The organism is Muriicola sp. E247 (assembly GCF_041358175.1).
GTDB lineage: Bacteria > Bacteroidota > Bacteroidia > Flavobacteriales > Flavobacteriaceae > Muriicola.
In genome coordinates, this window is record NZ_JBGKBE010000002.1 from 518,964 (window position 1) to 538,635 (window position 19,672).

Genomic DNA, 19,672 nt, shown 5'->3' on the forward strand with positions numbered 1-19,672 from the left:
TTAATGTTGCTTGTAATATGCTACGGCGGTCTCGGCTATGAGTAGTTGCGCCTGCCTGCCGCGTGCAGGCTTTCGTTATTATTTTAATTCTTTTTTTATCAGTGTTATTATAGTATCTATTTCCTTTTTCATCTTTTCCAATCTATCAATAGTTTCAATTTGAGAGACACTTTTCCAACGATGTATGCCTTCATAGACTAAAATCATTTCCCTTAAATTTTTATCAATATTTAAAAATTCTTTCATTTGAGGTTGATTTTCCAGGCGCTTTGGTAGCGTAGTTGCTCCCAATAATGAACTTAATTTCTGAGTTATCTCCCGTTGTCCTGAATCCGTGGCTTCAAAACGCTTCAAGGTAAGGTTTTGTAGACTTCGTAAATTCATTAGCTTATTTCTTATATATGGAGGAATTAAGCCAATATCGCCACTGTTCTGAAGAGACTCGATAGTATTTGTATTAAATATGGGTGGGTTTGATATTAAAGAAAGTTTAGAAATTTGTTCATAAGCTTTAACAGGGGTTAGGCCTTCATTGTCATAAGAACTTGTGTAATCGTAATATTTTTCTTGGTGATTGCTGAATTCTTCAATGGTATTTTGTGTAGAGATAATGTCACTATTCAAATCGTCTAATAATTGCACGTAATAATCTTGCTTCTTTACTTCTGATTTTCGGTTTTCATTCCAATTATTTATTTGAAGTGCAATCAAAATTCCAATAACTACCAAAACAATCTCACCAATAGCATACTTTAAGTACTTTCCAGTTTTGTTTTTCTCCATAAGATCGAATCTTATTTTTCTAAAAAATTTAATCATAGCATTTTATGAGAGAGTTATTATTTATATCCAACCCAAAGGTCTACCAGACCTTTGATTTAGCTCCGCAAAATTAGGTTTGGATAGTGTCTAAAGAACTTAATCATAGTTTCTAATTATATTTAGAGGTCGTCCGCAAAGCGCCTGCCTGCCGGCAGGCAGGGCTATCTCAACATCCCGATAGCTGTAGGGGTAGGCAGGCTTTCATTATTTTAAACCTGATTTAGAATATCAATTAATTCTTGTGTTGAAATCATGAGATCATCAAGATTTCCAGACCTCGTTGTTAGCATTAGCTGGCGGAAATATAGATTATTTTCAACTGCTTTAAATTCCGATGATGACTTTTCAAGTTCAAAGATTGGGAATTGATTCCTTTTTTTAATTATTACAGTATCCACAGATATTCTGGGATTATTTCTCCATTCAAAGTATCCATTTTCTTTGAAGAATGGATGGAGGTGATTCCAATTATAATCAGTTTCTCTATTAACATGTAATGTCATTTGTTCTACAAGATTATAATGAGAGATTATTTTTTGCCTTATTGTTTCTGGTTTAATTAATCCCATATTACCACTTGTAACTAAATCCGTATAAGTGGCAGTTTTCGGAGAAAATGGAAATGGCTCCATCACATCCATTAGTTTTAAAGCAAAGTCCTCTTTTGAATTATTTTTTCCAACAGAATTTAATGCATTTTGTATTTCATTAATTTGTCTTATCTGGCTCAGATTACGTGATTTATGTAATTTGTAATAATTCAAATCTGAATTTAGTTCGATTACTAAACTCTTTATATAATTTTCTGCAATCTTATTTTCAGAATTGGTTTGATTCCAGTTGTTGATTGAAATAGCAATCAAAATCCCAATAACCACAAGAAGTATTTCTCCGATTGCATAAGTCAGATATTTTCCGAATTTATTTTCAGAGAGTAGTTTTTGCCTGATTTTTCTAAAAAACTTTATCATTGATTACTGGTTGGTTATAGTTTCTACTACGAAGCTTAAGCGAAGTAGTAATAAAGCGCAACGGTCCAGGCTATGCCCCGTTGCTTAAAAAATCCAGGCTAAACCAGGTTTGATTTATAAGAACCTAAGATAGGAAATTAGAACAAGCAATGGGAGGCAATGGGGTATAGGCGTTGTTGTAACACGTTTCATTATTCTATGCTTACATGAATGGAATCGACAACTATAGGAAGTGGTCTTCCATCCAAATGATTTGTAATAAACCAGTAGTCTCCATCTTCCATTCGCTTTTCTGAGTATTCTTTTTCAACCACTGGTCTTATTTTTTCCCATAGTTCTCTAGGAGTATGTCTGAAAATGATCACGGGAGCAATATTTTGGGTACATCCTAATTGCTCTTTACTGACCCATCCTCTTTTCTTGGTGATGTCAATGAGTAGCTTTGAGTTTTTTAAGTCGATCTCCTTCTGAATCGCCCATAACGAATCTACAGTTTCTTGGGAGGGTTGAGGACGTTTGTTGGTAATTTCTCTAGCCACTCTTCCCCATGCAAGTTGTTCTTCCGTGGGCAATGCTGCATATTCTTTTTTTGAGGAATAATTTACCGCAATAATTGAGTCTAGTATTTCAAAGAAAGGATCCGTCATTTCAGGTAGATTTCTGATAGCTTGATCGTCATCGAACATTTTTGCTAGAAGCTCACAGAGCTCTGCATCATTTTCATATGTATTTTCATTTTTACAACTGGAAAAAATTGTCAGAAGTACAAAGAGGAGGAGAGTTCTAAATTTCATAATGTGTTACAACGGTCTGGGCAATGACTTCGTGGCACGCGGCAGGCTTTCGTTATTTTTCTTTTAACGCTTCAATTTCTTTTTTAATACTTTCAGCAACTTTTAAAGCAGCTTCTAATGTTATCTCATGCATATATAACAGTTGAGATTTATCACCTTTACTACGATTAATATGATAAAGTATGTTATCACTATTCTCTAAAAACTCTTTATAAGACGAATTAGTCATTGTTACTCCTGTAGAATCATATCCAAAATATGGTCCAATTTCGCGAGTTAAAGCGTTGCTATAATTTAAACTTTCAGTATCATTTACTAATAATGGTAGTAACTCATAATCAAACTCATATAGATTATTGATGTCATCTCTTAAGGTCTCATTAGAGATAATGGACAAACCTTTTAGTTTAGCTTCTTGAAAATGTGAATCATGTAAAATAATGAACGAATTAGCAACCGTAATATAATTTAGATTGGATATAAAATTTTTATCTAGTTCCTTTTTGTTTAATATATGGTTGGTTAAAAAACTATCCGTTTCTATCCTAAATCTATGCCCGCGAATATTAGAATTTAAATCGATAGTGTCCATTAAAATGTCTTTTCTGATACCTTCTAAAATATTGATTTCTACAATTCTTTGCTTTCTTAATTCGTTTTGGTTATTTAATTGGAGAGCAATTAAAATACCAATAACAACTAGCAGAACTTCACCAATTGCATAGAGTAAATACTTTCCAACTTTGTTTTTGTTGAGTAAGTTTTGACGGATTTTTCTAAAGAATTTTATCATTTACTATTGGTTAGTCATAGTTTCTATTCCGAAGCTTCAGCGTAGGGATAATGAAGCACAACGGCTTTGGCTCTACCTCCCCAGCTACCACTGGTACGGCAGACAAGTATGATTTCGTTTTGACTTAGCAGCGAGCCCTGGCCGTTCAAGCATTTAAGCCAATTTTAGTTTTATTTAAATGTAGGAAATTTCAGGGAAGTTCTAAAGCAGCGCTGAACCTGCCTGCCGGCAGGCAGGTTATAGCCGTTGTTACCTTGCGTTTTTGTTCTTTTTAAATTCTGTTTGTATCAGCCGCTCAAGTTCTCCAAAATTGAAATTTAAAGAACTGGAAGTTATTGAAAGTGGCGTTCCATACATTTTCATGTTTGTTCGCATTAATCTTGCCTTCATTCTACTTTTTGATTTTTCAATATAGCTTTCAGGATTCACGACTTCAATTAATAAAAATTTAGTGGACATGACTTGCTCTGTTTTTATTGAAGTAATGTCATGCCATCTAATTAAGCCAACGCTGGAGGCGTTTGTGTTGTCCGTAATTCCATCTGAGTCCAAAACTAGTCCAGCTTTCTGATCAAATAGTTTTATAAAACCGTAAACACCCGTCGCACCGAAAAATAGTATTCCTGTAATTCCAATACCTTTAATTACTATTGGATTTCTTAAGAATGCCAATGAAATATTCTGAAATTCATTCGCATTTAAAAACAACCATGTTCCAGCTATTACAAATAGTAAGGAGCCACATATTCCTAAATAAACTTTCTTTTGGCTTAATGAAATTTCGATCTTTTCGTCCATTACAATTATCTAATTTGATCTTTTCAAATGCAAGGTAACGGTTCGTATAAGATTAGTGCGGCATTGTGAGCGTGGATTTTCCATTTGGAAAATCCGCAGTAACAAAGCACGCACGGAGAAGCGAATAAAAAACTACCCAAGCATTAATTTTATAGCTTGTTATATGGCGTTTTTATTCCGTTGCAATGAACACATCCACTTCCGATTCCTTTCCGTTCTGCGATTTTTCCCCATATACTTCAAAATCCACCGTATATCTCCGTTTTAACTCTTTATCTTCTTTCCAGACCTTTTTCCAAATATCCAATATCGCATCTGGCATTTCTCCTTTCGCAGTCAGTTTGGTGTATTTACCACCTTCAAATTTCCGTCCAACAAGTCCGTCCGGAATGTCGTCCAATGATTTTACTTTATGTCCGATTATTGCGGTGTATTTTCCTGTATAGTCGCTTTCATAGTCGGTAAAAATCGAATAAATATCGTCCGACTCTTTATTTGGTATTTTCTCAGAAATGCCGTCCGAGTAGAATTTCCCCCAGAGTTTGCCCATTTCTTCAATGGATTTTTCACCTTCGTTTGTCGATTCGATTGAAATTCCGATTACTTTGAAATCCGCTAAGTTCTGTTCCATATATCCATTCCGATTTTTACATGAAAAAATGAAGGTAAATATTACTAAAATGCTTATTACTTGTTTCATTTTTGAAATGCCATAAAACGTTGATGTATAAGATTAGCTGCCTGTTTTAATCATTAAGGTGCAAATAAATCGCAGATAGAAAGTCCGCGAGGACTTTCTTAAATTGGCTAAGACAAGCAATTAATTTTATACGGTGTTAGCACTTGTTTTTCTGTTTAATACTTTAATTCCAAGCGTTATTAATACTACTATTAATGCAATAAAAAATATACTTGTTGAAATGCTTTTTATAACTGAAAATAAATTAGTTGTATAAACTATAGTCTCTTTCAATTCGGGATAGTTTTTGAGCATTGAGATAATTCCGATATTTTCCAAATAATCTGCAATTCCGGCAATTATCGGTATTAGGCAGAGATAAATATACGGGGAATATAATTTGTTCAATTTTTTCAAGAAATATCCCAAAAGCAAACAGTAAGAAAGTCCGAATAGTAGTGGGTAAATCATATCAACGGGTATTTGGTTGGTTAGATATGTCAAACGTCCATTTTCTCCAAGCGAAGTAAATAGTTCACTTACATAATTCAAATCATATCCTGTGGGCATCATATCCAATAATTTCATTCCGTCAGAGAATTCCATTGTTTTGGGAATTGTAACAGTCAGCATAAAGGCGTAAACAAGATTGGTCAAGATAAAAAGTCCTAAAACCTTTTTTCCTGAGATATTCTTTTCTATGAAATTTTTTAATCGTTTCATTTTTTTCTCAAATAAGTGCTAACGGCCTCAGCTGTGATCTTGGCGAGCCTGCCTGCCTTTGGCAGGCCCAGGCCTCTACCCTATTTATGCCAGTTCCTTGTTTTATTTAAATGTAAGAATTTTCAAGTAAGTTGAAAAACAGCACTGAACCTGCCTGCCGCTTGTCCGATAGCGCAATGCTATCGGGGCAGGCAGGTTATATCTGTTGTTGTAGCCAGTTATTTACATTCCTTTTCCTATAATTTGATCACATAGATCAATCCACCATTGCCATTTCCCCATTGGAGCTATTGCCAGTGAATAAAAAGTAACTCCAATTAACGTAAACAGATATGATTTATAGACTTTTTGCTCTTTTCTATAGTCCAGATACATCATATATGATAATGGGATTATTGTTGTCACAATAAGACAGGTATAAATGGAGTCCAAATAAGTTATTGGCGGATTTCCTTCATAAGAGATTAGCAGCGGAAAATACACTAATCTTGCTGTGGCTGGCAATAATATCCAAAAGACGGTAGAGATTAACCATCTAGCATGTTTGTTCGTGTCTTTGGCATTCCAAATCCCATAGATTACACACAAGCTAAAGCCCGTTAGTGCACATAGATCACCAAATGAAAAACCATATTTCAAGACATCTGAAAGAAATTCGTTGACCACTTGATATGGCATTACCTGCAATGCTGAACCCACAACTCCACCTGCAAGGAGAATACCAATTATACCTAACTTCCTGTGATATTTAGCTGGTCTATTGTGAATCAACCAAGGCTGGAGGATTACAAGTATATACCAGGCTGTGGCTGTCAGCCCGTGGACATGTTGGCGAAAGGGTGCTTCATTAAACTTACTCCAGTAGGAAATATAGAAACCGGCCCAGGTTAAAATGAATGGAATCAATAACCAAAAGTGTGCTTTGGGAAACAATTTGGGTTTTATTTGTTCATCCATGACTAGGTTTATTTAATTGGTAACAACGGTTTTGTGTAAGGCGTGCGGCACTATTTGCGTCGCACAGGGAAGACAAAATTTCATTATTATGAAAGTTAATTAAATTTTAGGTTTGGGAAAAAAGCGCTGTGCGCTTTACACGTTGCCACCTGCTGGCGCGATACGTCTAGATTAAACTACTCCGACGATCTCGTTCTACATAATATCCACTTCTAATTATCAGCGATAACGAAATAGAATATTGACAATCTGCCATCCATCATTAGTTTTGGCCAAATGGCAGTAATCATGATATTTTTCGGACAAAACCCTTGCAGTAGCAATATCCATATCGATATGATCTACAATTATTTGATATTCACCTTCTGGATTTTCTCCACCCCCATTTTCAGTCAGTTCAACCATTCTTGATTTTGGTACCATTCGCAACTGTATTCCAATCTCAGAACTGTCGGTAACACTAATTCGTTTCACAAGATCATCGTGTAAAGAACGATCCATTCGTTTGGCATTACCTTGATACCAGCCCTCAATATAATCGCGGAGGACGTTTTCAACCGCTGTTTTTTCTTCTACTTTATCCATGCTTTGTGAATATGAATTTACACAGAATGTCATAACGGAAATGATTACTAAGTACTTCATTTTTAGAGTCTTTTGAATAAGATACAAAATAATTTCCTGAGCGATTGAAGGTAACGGTTAACTATATGAACCGTTTTAATGGCTTATATACATTGTTGTGATTAGTTATTCTTTACGCTGAAAGATCACGTTCAGTGTTCGACCAGAGTTTATACTCAAATTTGATATATTACCTTCTTTATTTCGATTAAATTTTACATAAAATCCAAAATCTGTCTGAAAAAAATCATCGGCAATCGCTGTCAATGCGATTTCACCAATCCAACGATGTTGAATGGTTAATTCTTTTTCTTTTGCAGTTAAGTGATAGACCGTTTCCAATTCATCACTCCAGTAATCACCTTCAAATTCTTTGAATTCATTTTCGGTAGGAGTCCATTTTTTTATTTTTGTATATATCTCTTTTGTGCCATCTAAAACCGTTAATTGGCTTTTTTCTTCGGACAAATTATCAATTTGAATTTGGCCACTCCATCCATTAATACGAAAAGTGTTTTGAGAGCTTGGAATAAGTTTTGTTCTTCCCCCAATTGTTAATGTGTCTTCAGATATAGTTAAATCCAAAGTGCCATTAAGCGTTGAAGCTAGATAAAGACCTGTAAATTGTTCCAGGATTTCTTTATTAATTTCAACTTGTTGGTTTTCATTATTTGTTGGTAAGGTCATATACTCTTCAAGTAATAACTCAGCAATTTTTTCTGTAGAAAGCCAACCTGTACCACCAAAATTTGATATTGATATTATGCCCAAATCGTATTCAGGAAAGTAGCTCAGTTGTGTTGAAAAGGCTTCGTGACCACCAGTATGTTTATAACGCTTTAGTCCGCGATAAGAATTATTACGAATTCCCAAAGCATATTCAGAATTAGATTTATCGTTTAATATAAATGGGTCAAGAAATAAATCGTTTACGGCTTTTCCTCCAATCTCTGCAGTTCGATAATTATTTATCCATTTTACTAAGTCTGGAATACTGGTATAAACTTCTGCTGCACCAAAAATAGCTCGATTACTTTCTTGATTAATATAGCCTTGTTCCTTGTTGAAAGTGTAGGATTCTGCTGTATTAATTATCACTTCTCCTACAGTACTCTCAATCTGGGTATCATTCATTTCGAGAGGTTTTAGAATGTTATTTTCTACCCATTCATCTGCGGGTTGTTCAGTAATTTTTTCCAAAACTTCAGCCAAAATAACCCATGCTGTACTGTTATATGTCCAACGAGAACCAGGTATAAATTCTAGTTGGGGCTGTTTTCTAACAACTTCCAAACATTCCTCTCTAGAGAGGCGATCAACACCAATCGTCCTACCCGCGAGATTTGACATGGTATATGCTTCTCGGTAACCACTCGTATGAGTAAGTAGATGCCTTAATGTCACTGTATGTTTAAACCTAGGCCAATCTTCAAGATACTTATACACTGGGTCATCAATATTTAAAACCCCTTCTACATGTAAGATTGCGAATGCATATCCAAGAAATTGCTTACTTACCGAACCTATGTTATACACCATTTTTGGATCGTTCGGAATACCATATGATAGATTTGCCATTCCATAACCCTTGCTAAAAACGATTTCACCTTTTTTAACAATCCCTACTATAAGACCTGGTGTTGAGTCATTTACTGCAGTCGGTATTAGGGAATCGATTCTATCTTCAAGATCATTTTTATCAATGGTTTGTCCATAGGCATTAAATGAGCAGATTAATCCGGCACAAAATGATAGAAAGTAAATAATATTTTTCATGGTTGTTTTAATTAATCACAACGTGTTTGTGTATGGTTAGTTGTGTGGTTGAGTCACTATTTTAGTAAACAAATACGAACCCGAGAAAATTCCGAAGGAATTTTCCAAATAAGCACTTGCCAAAGCAATTAATTATACACGGTGTTGTAATGTCGTTATATTTCTTCTTTTGCCTAGAGCTCGCTCAAGTATTTTTCAATTGCAAGTTGCAGTTCTGCTCCAACATCTATGGTTTCACCATACTGAGGAATTAATAGCCTAATGACATCATCCTCATACCTAAGCAATATAGCTTTCAATGAAGATTTACTTTTGAGTATATTCTGCCAGTCAATTTCATTATTTACAGATTCTAAATTACTAAAACCCTTTCTAACTCTATTATGCTCGTATAGGATACTGAAATTGCCATTCGAAAATGCTTCAAGTTCCTTTTCTTCAATAAAGTAGTTGAGTCTTTCTTCATCATAAATCAGCCGTTCAATTTCATTGACATATTCATCGATTTTCTCTCGTAAAGTTTTAAACTCAGCGCCTTGAAATAGTTTCGAAGAAAGAACTTTATCAAAACCATTCTGATTCCGTTTAAATTTCCTTTCGTAAAAAACTTCATTAAGATTATTATTAATCCAATATGAGAAACCTTTCATCTCGCCACCTTTCATAAATTCATCTAGGAATTTTGAGCAACCTTGAGCACCTGTTTTACGCTGATCTCTTAGGATAAGTAAATCAGTATTGTCTTCCGCGATATCTTCCAAGACGTATTCTAAATCATTTTGTAATGTTCTAACATCCTTTTTTTGTCCGTTCCATTCATTAATTTGTAGAGCCAACAAAATTCCAATAATCACGAGTACAATTTCTCCAATGGCATATTTTAGATACTTTCCAGTTTTGTTTTCCATAAGCAAGTTTTGCCGGATTTTCCTAAAGAATTTTATCATTGGTTAGCGGTTAGTCATAGTTTCTATCCCGAAGCTTCAGCGTAGGGATAATGAAGCACAACGTTCTCGCATATGACCTGCGCCGATTACCAGCAACAAGAGTTACGCGAAAATTTATTCAATTGAAAAGTAATAAATTTTTGGGTATGGTTAGAGGCGTGGGTTATATGCGTTGTTGTGCTTTCGTTTTTTTTTTGAAAAAATACCGTCCCAAAATTAATTACCGGTATTTCTTGATTAATCAGATTTTATATATTCTGTTTTTTTATCATAGAAGTGGATGTTAAGGCCATTAAATTCTCCATTGTCATCAATTTGAAATGTTACACTTCTATTATACGAATCTTCAAAACTAAATGTATCATTTCCTTCATGGATCAAATTATATTGATCATTGTTATATAAAAAACCTTTTTGATTGACCTCTATTATGTTTTTCTGTGTAGAATCTTTTTGTTTGTAAACACCAATGTATTGTTTGAGGTTTTCAGAATCAACTATATAGTTCTTTAAATGATTAGGGATAGATTTACTTGATTTTGTAATTACATCTAAATGCTCATATATTATTGTTGCATCAATTTGATATTTTTTATAAATATCATCAATCAATAATTGGAACTCCTTAACTCGATTTTTATAAAATGGATCATTAAGAAAGTAATCAATGATTGTGTCATTGGACTTGGATGAACTATAGTTTGAAGAAAACCATTCCTTGTTTTCCGATAAATACTTTATGTTTTCGTAAACAGCATCACCAATTCTATTATTTTCATCTACCAATATTCTCTGAGTTTGCTCATATAAAACTGCTAAAGAGTCAAATGCAGGTTTATGATTGGGTGGGATATTGTTTACATTAAGTTTCAAATTTTCGTATCCATTATTAATGAATTGAAAATCCTCAAAATAAGTTGTCAGCTGAAATAGATAAGGAGCTCTTAGTGTTTTATAGTCGTCTCTGACTAATTTATCATTAAGAACTAAATAGGCCAACGAATCTATAAATTTATAAGTTGAAATGGCATTTTTCACATTTGATAAATCCTTTAGTAAATCAGTTTGAACTTCTTTGAAAAGTGAAACTATTTTAATTTCATTTTTTCGTTGCTCATTCCACGTATTAATCTGCAGAGCAATCAAAATCCCAATTACCACAAGGATAATTTCGCCAAAAGCATATTTCAAATACTTGCCAGTCTTACCTTCTGAAAGTAAGTTCTTTCTAATTTTTCTAAAGAATTTAATCATTGGTTGGTTATTTCTCGAAAGGTAGGATAATTAATTCACCCGAGTTTTGGACAATGAAGCACAACGGTCTTGGCTCTACCTACCCAGCTACCGCTGGTACGGCAGACAAGTATGATTTCGTTTTGACTTAGCAGCGAGCCCAGCGTTGGGTTTCCTGCCTTGCAGGAAAAATTAACGGAGGCAAGGCGAGCTGCCAGGCTAAGCCTTTAACCTGTTTCTCTATTTTAAAAATAGGGTAAATATTTGAAGTTGCGTTTAGCCAAAATGAATTATAGCCGTTGTTAGCTACAGGCTTTATTTTATTATTTTCAGTTCTTTAAGGCTTATTTCAAGTCTCAATCTTTCTCTTTTCTCAAAAATTCCGTATTCAATTTCAAACCCTTTTTTATATTTCTGAAGCTCGTTCCATTGAACAAATTTTGGATTAATAAAGGGTCCAATTTCAAATGCATTTTGATCTGGATTTTCGTCAAATCCCGAAACTGCGATTATTAAATTATGTGATACTTCTGAGGTATCGAATCCAGCACTTATGGAACCATTGTCGAGAGAATAAACTCTTACCGATAAATAACTCTCTTTGTTTTCGCCAATTAATTTCGCACTATTCAATGCCTTAATTAGCTGGAGATTTTCAGATTTCCTAATATTCAAATTATCCTGACTAAAAGAAACTTGAAACAAGCAAAATGTTAGAAGAAAAAGGGGAATAGATTTTAGAGTCATTTTTCAGCTTGTAGCTAACGGTTTTGGCTATGAGTCCGGCACGGCCGGGAAATTCCAAATTACAAATTCCAAATCCCAATTCCTATCCAAGGTACTATGCTCTTGGAACCTGCCTACCGGCAGGCAGGTTTGGTGCTTGGTGTTTGGAATTTATGAGGCGCTAGCCGAAGTGATGGCTTATAGCCGTTGTTCTATGCCGTTGATTTTACCTTTTTAAATTTCAGGTAGGAATAAATAATTGGAATAAATGTGATCAACGCAGTTATGATAATAAATATGGTAAAATTTAGGCTTTTATCTAAAATCAAGCTGAAAACCACAATTAAAATTCCGCCAATAAACCATAATTTACCGCCCAACTTATGGGTTTCTTTCCAGACATTCTCATTTTCCAAAGTCCAAGGTGTTCTAATTCCTATGAAATAGTTAGGTTTAATAGTCTTGAAATAATTTCCAAGAATAATAAATAAAACACCAATTAATAAAACGATATAATTTGGATTAGTAAAGGTCTGATTTTTTGCAGTATAAATAATGAACAATGCCAATATTGACATAAAGGTTGTCAAGAAGAATTTAATTGATTGAAGTTTGTTGCCCATTTTATTCAGTTTGTTTTTTGGGTCAATTTTAGGAACAACCAAAAAGATAACATACACCAGTAATGGCAATAGAAAAGGAATTATTATTAGTTCGGATTTATCTCCATATCTGTCTATTTCCCCTTCAATATTCCAATGCATTGGGACTTTACTTGGCAACTCGTTCCATATATATGCCAAATAGATAAATGGTAATAAAACAATTGCCAAAATGGGCAGTTCTTTTTTTAAGTTCATAATTTATTTCTTAAGCGTTAGTATCCAGTTTAGTAGATCTTCCAGGATGCTTGTATTTAAAGAGTATTCTACAAATTGTCCTTTTTTTTCACTCGTTATTAAGTCTGCTCTTTTTAAAATATCTAGATGATGAGAAATACTTGGTTTTGATATACTAAATCTGTCTGCAATTTCTCCGGCATTCATATCTTTTTCTTTCAAAAGCTCGATAATCTGTCTTCGAGTTTCATCATTAAGTGCTTTAAAAAGAGAATTCATCTATTTAGTTATTTAGACAAATATCTAAATATTAAATCAAATGACCAAATGTTTATCGATTATCAAATGGCATAGAACGGTCTTGGCTATGATCTCGGCGCGGATTAGGGGCGAAGCTCAGCGGTGGGTTTCCTGCCTTGCAGGAAAAATTAGCGCCGGAAAAAGCGAGCACGGGCCTCTACCCTATTTAAGCCAGTTCCTTGTTTTATTTAAATGTAGGAAATTTCAAGGAAGTTCTAGAGCAGCGCTGGATTATAGCCGTTGTTGTGGTTAGTGTTTTTTTGTTATTTACTTAATTTCAATATTCTAAATGCTCCTTGAATTACCAAAACAAAAACGATTGTTCCGATAATCAAATCAGGTTTGCTTGAACTCAACCAATTCACCAAAAGTCCAGCAATTATTACCCCTAAATTTATAATCACATCGTTTGAAGTAAAAATCATACTCGCTTTCATATGAGCCTCTTCTTTGCTTTTTGACTTTTGCAAAATGTAAAGACAAATTCCGTTCGCAATAAGTGCGAAAATCGACACGATAATCATCGTCAAAAAATCAGGAAGTTTTTCGTCTCCTAAAAATCTTCTTAATACTTCCACAAATCCAATAATTGCAAGTATTATTTGGAAATATCCAGCGATTTTTGCAATCCGTTTTTTTCTCGTCAGAGTTCCGCCAACTGCAAACAAGCTAATTCCGTAAACGAAACTGTCGGCAAGCATATCCAAACTATCAGCAACAAGTCCCATTGATTTTGAGATTATACCTGTTGTCATTTCGATTATGAAAAAGGCAAAATTGATTGCAAGTACAGACCAAAGTAGCTTTTTTTGGTTTGCATTTTCTTTAAATTCCGTTTGGTTGGTCTGTTCGGTCGAGATTTTCTTTCCGCCTAAATTTAGTTCAATAACGGACTTTTCGATTTGGTCAGATTCTCCACTGTGAAAAACAGTCAGTTTTCGGTTTGGAATATCAAAGTCCAAATTCGCAATACTTGAGATTCCATCCAATTTCATTCGGATTAGATTTTCCTCCGAAGGACAATCCATTTTGGTAATCTCAAATATCGTTTTGTTCATTCAATTTCTTGGTTCTTGTACATTAACCACAACGGTTTAGCTATGCGCAGTATCCCAAAGGATATTGCGCATAGGTTTTGTTGTGTTTCGTATTACTCCCTTTTGAATTTACCCATAAGTCTCTCCTCATACTCTGGATGAATGTTTTTATAAAAGAAAGCTAAATCTATCGCGGTTTCGTTATCTAGATCAGTGTATCCATGCCTACCTCCCGCGGTTTCTATGAGGTAAACCTTCTTAGAGCCAAGGGCGGTCATTTTTGCGTAAAACTTTCGTGATCTTGAAGGGTGCGATACATCATCGTTTCTGCTACTTAATAATAACACAGGTGGATAAGGCTTGCCTTTTTCCAACACATGAAAAGGAGATATCTTTTTCATGTACATCCATTCTTGGGGTATTGCATGGTCTCCTCTTTCTCCTCTTACGGGCCCAAAAGAATTACCAGTTTCTTTTAAACTTACATCATCCAATTTTAGGGAGCCACTTCTAATTAAGATTGCACCAAATGTGGAAGGATGTTGAATAAAGGCGTTGGCAACCAGCAAACCTCCATTACTGCCACCATAAATTCCGATACTTCTTTCCTGACTGAGTCCAGAATCGATAAGATCCTGGGCCACCGCGAAGAAATCATCATATGCGTTTTGTCTTTTGCTTTTTATTGCTGAATAATGCCATTCATTCCCATATTCTCCACCTGCTCTTATATTGGCAAGAACATAGGCTCCTCCGTCCATAATCCAGCGCCATCTTGCACCAAGAGGTCTTGGTAACATGGAGCGTCCCCAACCCCCATAAGCTGTCATCATAACAGGAATGGTACCCTCCATTTTTAATCCTTTTTTATGTACTAGAAAATAAGGAACCTGAGTTCCATCCTTGGAGGTAGCAAATTGCTGTTTCACTTCATATTCTGAAGGCTTGATCATTTTATTAATACGCTCAGCATACTTTGTAATCGTTCCATTTTCGTCTCTTAGGAAAAGTTTGGTGCCGAAGAAGTCTTGTTGCCTAATTAAATAACGATTGGATTCTTTTTGCACTTTGGTGACAAAAATATTCCACCCGCTGGGATCTATTATTTCTTTTGATTTCCATTGGACATCAGAAAAAGTCCACTCATATAAAGAGGATTGTACATCTTTTAGTACCCTTAAGATCAATACATCGTTCGTATTCCAAATTTCATCCAGAACAAAGGCTTTACTCGATTCCGCCAATAGCTGAAACGAGCGGTCTCCTTTAAGAAAGGATTCAAAATTAATTGTGATCAAACTACTCGGTCCGAAATCAAAATCCTTGGTTTTCCATTGACTTCTAAGATGTACAATAAGTTGCCCGGATACCACGACGAGGTCTTTTACATCCCTGGGAAAAAATAAGGGGTTAAGTTTGTCTTCTTTAAGATGATACCAACTATCATCATAGGCTTGCCTTTGTTCTTTTATTAAAAGCGCATTATTCAGTGATATTAGCTCTACGGTGGTGTAGGGTTCAGGAGCTTCAAATATGACTTTTGCAGTTTCAATAGGACTGCCTCTTTCCCAAATATGTAGCTTGCTTGCAGATCTGTAAGGGTTTTCAAGATTGGTACAAATATAAATAGACGCTTCGTCTCTCCATTTTGCCGTGGTTCTAGATGGTGGCAACTCAAACCCATTTTCAACCTTGCGCTTATTTTTTGAATCAAATTCAACAAATCCCTGATGCTGTGTGTGCCCCTTCTTTTTATAAAAGACGAGAGATTGGTCGAAATTGTTTGGGTTACTCTCCACTCTGTCAAATAACCAATCCTCAGCCGAGTTAATATTAAGATCTTTAATTTTAATTTCAAAAAAGCCAGGAGACATGCCAGCCAAATAGGTTTCAAATGGCATACGAAACCAGGTTTTACCTGTAATACCCTCAGCATACAGCCCAACTTGTTCTGCCTCAGTCAAAAATTTTCCAAACGTTTTCCAATCGTATTGTTTATCGAATTTAACCTTCCATTTTTCAAGGTCATTCAGCAGCTCAACGGATTCAAAGTAGTCTAAACTCTTAGTGTTTTGTTGTTCAACCCATTCGATTACCTCCGTTGAATGCCGTTCACTCAGCCACTCATATTGATCAGACTTATTAATTTCTTGGCTGAAAGCGAATTGATAAATAAAAATGACAATTAGAAGGTAAATATTTTTATTCATGATTATTGATTTATGAAACACAACGGTCTTGGCTATGACTTCGTGGCAAGCGTCAGACGTTTTTTTGTTTCTTTAAAAATAGGAAAAAATGGCCAAGCGATAAGCCATGAGTTATAGCCGTTGTTGTGCTTTCGTTATTTTTATTATTGTTTAATTTCATTTTCAATTCCATCAATTACATTTTTAACGGTTTCAAGAATTTCGGCTTCTTCGTTTACGACTAAACTTCTATTCCAAAGCGATAATTGTAATGTCTTTAGAAGATTGTTGTCTGTCAAAAACGTATCGTAATTTTTTATTTTTAATTTGTAAACCTTAATCGTATCTGAATGTTTAAAGCCATAGTTTGTAGGTTCATTTGTATCAAGAAACAAATACTTCATTTGATAAGGATACAATTGTTCAGTGATATTAAAACTGGTATTTTGCGCACCTAATTCATCTCCTAAGCGTTTTAAATCTAGTTGAAATAAGTTTGAGATGGAAATACGAAGAGTGTCGTTTGATATTGTGCTTAGACCAATATTTTTAAGGTTTTCAAAAGCACTTGTTTTGGGAATTATCTTAAAATCACCTCCAGCATCAGCGAATAATCTATATATAGAATCAGAATATGATTTTTTATTAGAGATATCAAAGATAAGTTGTTGAGTAGATTTAAGGATTTTTTTATGTTCGGAAATTACCTTTTCAATATCATTTTTAGTTTGAACCAAATCACTTTTTAATTCTTTGTAAATCTGTGTCTCAAGTTTTTTTACTTTTCTATCCCCATTCCAATTATTAATTTGAAGTGCTATCAAAATTCCAATAACAACAAGTACAATTTCGCCAATTGCATATTTAAAATACTTTCCAGTTTTCCCTTCTGAAAGTAAATTTTGTCGAATTTTTCTAAAGAATTTTATCATTGGTCATTGGTTGGTCATAGTTTCTATTCCGAAACTTTTCGGCCTTCGTAGCTAGAGTACTTCGGCGTCCGCGTGTCGCCGAAGCTTTAGCGGAGGCACAAGTAGGCTAGCGTAGGGATAATGAAGCACAACGGTCTTGTATATGGCTCGTAGCGTGTAAATTAGAAAATTATTTTCGGATTAAGCACAAGCCAGATTTTTAAATTTTACTATTTATCTTTTTTATTGGAAATCGTCAAATTTAAAAATTTGGCGACTTTCCAAATATGCCTTAACTTCGATTAAGCAACTAATTAGCTATGAGCTATATACGTTGTTGTGCTTTCGTTATTTTTTCAATTCATTTTCTATTAATTTTAGCAGCTCTTCGGCATTCTCCTTAATGTTTTTTACCAAATTCAAACCATACGTATCTCTCCCAATTGCCTGTCTCAAATAGTTTCTTCCTTCAGTAGATTCAGTTATTTTAATTAAATCTTCTTTTCTCTTTTCAGAATTATCTTTGAACGGTAACTCGCTAATATCAAACAAAATATCTGGTAATCCAGATTCCCAATTGGTATTATAACTCCAAAAAAAGCTATCTCTTTCTGAATTTTCTTTGGCCCAATTAATAAAGTAATCGTAATGAGTTATCGCAATATTGTAATAATCACTGACGGCTTTATTGATTTCTGGTGTTCCTAAAGTTTCTTGCAATCCAGTATTTTTTATTTTTTGAAAAGTTTGATCTGAAGTTCTATTTAGATTCCAGTAACTCATAATTAGAATATTAATAGAGTCTACTTCAAGTTTCTTATAATCATCGTTTTTTAGAACCCTACTATTGTTGGTTATATTAGTGTTAAATCCAATGATATTACCTTCATATTGACTAATATCCGATTTTAAGTCCTCTGTCATACTCATTAGGTAACCAAAAATTTGTTTTTCTTTCAATCTTTCCTGATTCCAATTATTAATCTGTAATGCTATTAAGATTCCTATTACAACTAGTAGTATTTCGCCTATTGCATATTTAAAATACTTTCCAGTTTTTCCTTCTGAAAGTAAATTTTGTCTAATTTTTCTAAAGAATTTAATCATTGGTTAGCGGTTTCTGATAATGAAGCACAACGGTCTCGGCTATGAGTAGTTGCGTGGGTTAGCACTTAACTTTGCAAGTACACACCAAGTTGGAAATTCCTGTGGAATTTCCAAAGTAGACGAGAATAAGCAATTACTTATAGCCATTGTTGTACCACGTTATTCTTTGATTCTTCCATACTTTTTCAAAATTTCAATGACTCTTTCTTCTGGCATTTCGTATACAGTCGTATTGTTTTTGCCAATCATTGTTTCAGCAGCCACTAATGCATTTAATATCGATTCTTCTGTTGCTTGTGCTGTTGCTTCAAAAAGCCTGGACATTTTATCATTAGGTATCATTTTAACCATCTGGTCTTTTTCTCTATCGGCTGCCTTATTATTGGCTGTAGAAAACGCAATAAAAATATCTCCAGAGCCATTGCCGCCATAACCACCTAAACGACTAATTCCTATCGGAACTCTACGAGCAAGCCTTTTTAATTGATGTGGAAGTAGTGGTGCATCTGTTGCAACAATAACTATTATCGACCCTCTATCTTCTTCAGACCTGATTGGGTTCCAAAGTGGCATTTGGTCAGTGATTTCTTTTCCTACAGGAACACCTGCAATGGTTAATGATTTACGACCACCATAATTAGCTTGAACGAGAACGCCGAGTGTGTAAGTGGTAGAATCAATAGTTATTTCACGAGAAGATGTTCCAATTCCCCCTTTAAAAAGATGACAAATCATTCCAGTTCCACCTCCCACATTTCCTTCTGTTACTGTACCTGATTTAGCATTGTCCAAAGCTGAAAAAGCGTGTTCTTTTTTTACGTGAAACCCATTAATATCGTTTAGGTCTCCATCATAGGTTTCGGCTACAACTGGTAAAGCCCAAAAAATGTCGGGTTCATTCGGAAGCGGGTCAAAATGTTTGTTTTTAAATTGCCATTCAACTACTGCATCTCTTACAACTCCAACACTATGAGTATTTGTTATCATTATGGGGCCTTCTAAAAAGCCAGACTCTTCAATCCAAGTAGTGCCTGTCATTTCTCCATTTCCGTTAAGGCTATACCATCCCGCAAAAACAGGGTCGTATTCTTTACCTCTCGGCAATACAGCCGTAACTCCAGTTCTAATTGGACCATCCCCAACAACTAATTTACCTTCGCCTGATATTAATGTTGTATGACCAACCTCAATTCCCTTAATATCCGTAATTGCATTAAGTTTTCCAGTTTTTCCATCTAGTGGTATTCCTAAATCTCTAGCTCTTGGCTTTTGTCCGAAGGACTGTGAACAAATAAGAATTACTATAAAAATTGAAATTATTCTATTCATATTGGTTGGTTTTTAATGTGGTACAACGGCCCTGGCTATGCGTTCGGCGCTGCTTTACGGCGTTGTGCCCGCGGTTGGTTTTCCGGGCTTTCCGGAAAAGATTAGCGAGGGAAAGGC

At 34.8% G+C, this 19,672-nt stretch carries 20 protein-coding genes; all 20 read right to left on the reverse strand.

Going from position 1 to position 19,672, the window contains the following annotated elements; all coding sequences use genetic code 11:
• Nucleotides 1–78: 78 nt before the first annotated feature.
• The 20 genes from ACA086_RS06075 to ACA086_RS06170 all read right to left on the reverse strand — a co-directional run bounded on the left by ACA086_RS06075 (nucleotide 79) and on the right by ACA086_RS06170 (nucleotide 19,555).
• Nucleotides 79–783 carry a DUF6090 family protein gene (locus tag ACA086_RS06075; protein WP_371002451.1) on the reverse strand — a complete coding sequence of 235 codons (705 nt, stop codon included), beginning with the start codon at nucleotides 781–783 and terminating at the stop codon, nucleotides 79–81.
• A 248-nt stretch (nucleotides 784–1,031) separates the two neighbouring features.
• A complete protein-coding gene (locus ACA086_RS06080) occupies nucleotides 1,032–1,793 on the reverse strand; it encodes a DUF6090 family protein (protein WP_371002452.1) in 762 nt (253 codons plus the stop codon).
• 191 nt (nucleotides 1,794–1,984) lie between these two features.
• A complete protein-coding gene (locus ACA086_RS06085) occupies nucleotides 1,985–2,587 on the reverse strand; it encodes a hypothetical protein (protein WP_371002453.1) in 603 nt (200 codons plus the stop codon).
• 52 nt (nucleotides 2,588–2,639) lie between these two features.
• Nucleotides 2,640–3,380 (reverse strand): DUF6090 family protein, encoded by a 741-nt coding sequence (locus tag ACA086_RS06090; RefSeq protein WP_371002454.1) that lies wholly within the window; start codon nucleotides 3,378–3,380, stop codon nucleotides 2,640–2,642.
• A 249-nt stretch (nucleotides 3,381–3,629) separates the two neighbouring features.
• Nucleotides 3,630–4,178 carry an STM3941 family protein gene (locus ACA086_RS06095; protein WP_371002455.1) on the reverse strand — a complete coding sequence of 183 codons (549 nt, stop codon included), beginning with the start codon at nucleotides 4,176–4,178 and terminating at the stop codon, nucleotides 3,630–3,632.
• Between the two features lie 172 nt (nucleotides 4,179–4,350).
• Nucleotides 4,351–4,809 (reverse strand): GyrI-like domain-containing protein, encoded by a 459-nt coding sequence (locus ACA086_RS06100; protein WP_371002456.1) that lies wholly within the window; start codon nucleotides 4,807–4,809, stop codon nucleotides 4,351–4,353.
• A 195-nt stretch (nucleotides 4,810–5,004) separates the two neighbouring features.
• Nucleotides 5,005–5,580 carry a hypothetical protein gene (locus ACA086_RS06105; RefSeq protein ID WP_371002457.1) on the reverse strand — a complete coding sequence of 192 codons (576 nt, stop codon included), beginning with the start codon at nucleotides 5,578–5,580 and terminating at the stop codon, nucleotides 5,005–5,007.
• A gap of 222 nt (nucleotides 5,581–5,802) precedes the next feature.
• A complete protein-coding gene (locus ACA086_RS06110; RefSeq protein WP_371002458.1) occupies nucleotides 5,803–6,537 on the reverse strand; it encodes a hypothetical protein in 735 nt (244 codons plus the stop codon).
• A 219-nt stretch (nucleotides 6,538–6,756) separates the two neighbouring features.
• Nucleotides 6,757–7,122 (reverse strand): nuclear transport factor 2 family protein, encoded by a 366-nt coding sequence (locus tag ACA086_RS06115; RefSeq protein WP_371002459.1) that lies wholly within the window; start codon nucleotides 7,120–7,122, stop codon nucleotides 6,757–6,759.
• Between the two features lie 165 nt (nucleotides 7,123–7,287).
• Nucleotides 7,288–8,937 (reverse strand): serine hydrolase domain-containing protein, encoded by a 1,650-nt coding sequence (locus ACA086_RS06120; RefSeq protein WP_371002460.1) that lies wholly within the window; start codon nucleotides 8,935–8,937, stop codon nucleotides 7,288–7,290.
• A gap of 173 nt (nucleotides 8,938–9,110) precedes the next feature.
• Complete coding sequence (locus ACA086_RS06125; protein ID WP_371002461.1) at nucleotides 9,111–9,845, reverse strand: hypothetical protein; 735 nt, start codon at nucleotides 9,843–9,845, stop codon at nucleotides 9,111–9,113.
• A gap of 276 nt (nucleotides 9,846–10,121) precedes the next feature.
• Nucleotides 10,122–11,138 (reverse strand): DUF6090 family protein, encoded by a 1,017-nt coding sequence (locus tag ACA086_RS06130; RefSeq protein ID WP_371002462.1) that lies wholly within the window; start codon nucleotides 11,136–11,138, stop codon nucleotides 10,122–10,124.
• Nucleotides 11,139–11,432: 294 nt separating this feature from the next.
• Complete coding sequence (locus tag ACA086_RS06135) at nucleotides 11,433–11,792, reverse strand: hypothetical protein (protein ID WP_371002463.1); 360 nt, start codon at nucleotides 11,790–11,792, stop codon at nucleotides 11,433–11,435.
• Nucleotides 11,793–12,055: 263 nt separating this feature from the next.
• Complete coding sequence (locus ACA086_RS06140) at nucleotides 12,056–12,703, reverse strand: SdpI family protein (protein WP_371002465.1); 648 nt, start codon at nucleotides 12,701–12,703, stop codon at nucleotides 12,056–12,058.
• Between the two features lie 3 nt (nucleotides 12,704–12,706).
• On the reverse strand, nucleotides 12,707–12,961 hold the full coding sequence (locus ACA086_RS06145; RefSeq protein ID WP_371002466.1) for an autorepressor SdpR family transcription factor: 255 nt from the start codon (nucleotides 12,959–12,961) through the stop codon (nucleotides 12,707–12,709).
• A gap of 284 nt (nucleotides 12,962–13,245) precedes the next feature.
• Entirely contained in the window at nucleotides 13,246–14,040 is a 795-nt protein-coding gene (locus tag ACA086_RS06150) for a cation transporter (protein ID WP_371002467.1), read from the reverse strand.
• A 92-nt stretch (nucleotides 14,041–14,132) separates the two neighbouring features.
• Entirely contained in the window at nucleotides 14,133–16,229 is a 2,097-nt protein-coding gene (locus ACA086_RS06155; protein ID WP_371002468.1) for a prolyl oligopeptidase family serine peptidase, read from the reverse strand.
• A 143-nt stretch (nucleotides 16,230–16,372) separates the two neighbouring features.
• Nucleotides 16,373–17,140, reverse strand: a complete 768-nt coding sequence (locus tag ACA086_RS06160) for a DUF6090 family protein (RefSeq protein WP_371002469.1) — start codon at nucleotides 17,138–17,140, stop codon at nucleotides 16,373–16,375.
• 327 nt (nucleotides 17,141–17,467) lie between these two features.
• Nucleotides 17,468–18,226, reverse strand: coding sequence for a DUF6090 family protein (locus ACA086_RS06165; RefSeq protein ID WP_371002470.1), 759 nt, complete (start codon nucleotides 18,224–18,226; stop codon nucleotides 17,468–17,470).
• A 159-nt stretch (nucleotides 18,227–18,385) separates the two neighbouring features.
• Nucleotides 18,386–19,555 (reverse strand): P1 family peptidase, encoded by a 1,170-nt coding sequence (locus ACA086_RS06170; protein WP_369749691.1) that lies wholly within the window; start codon nucleotides 19,553–19,555, stop codon nucleotides 18,386–18,388.
• Nucleotides 19,556–19,672 lie beyond the last annotated feature (117 nt).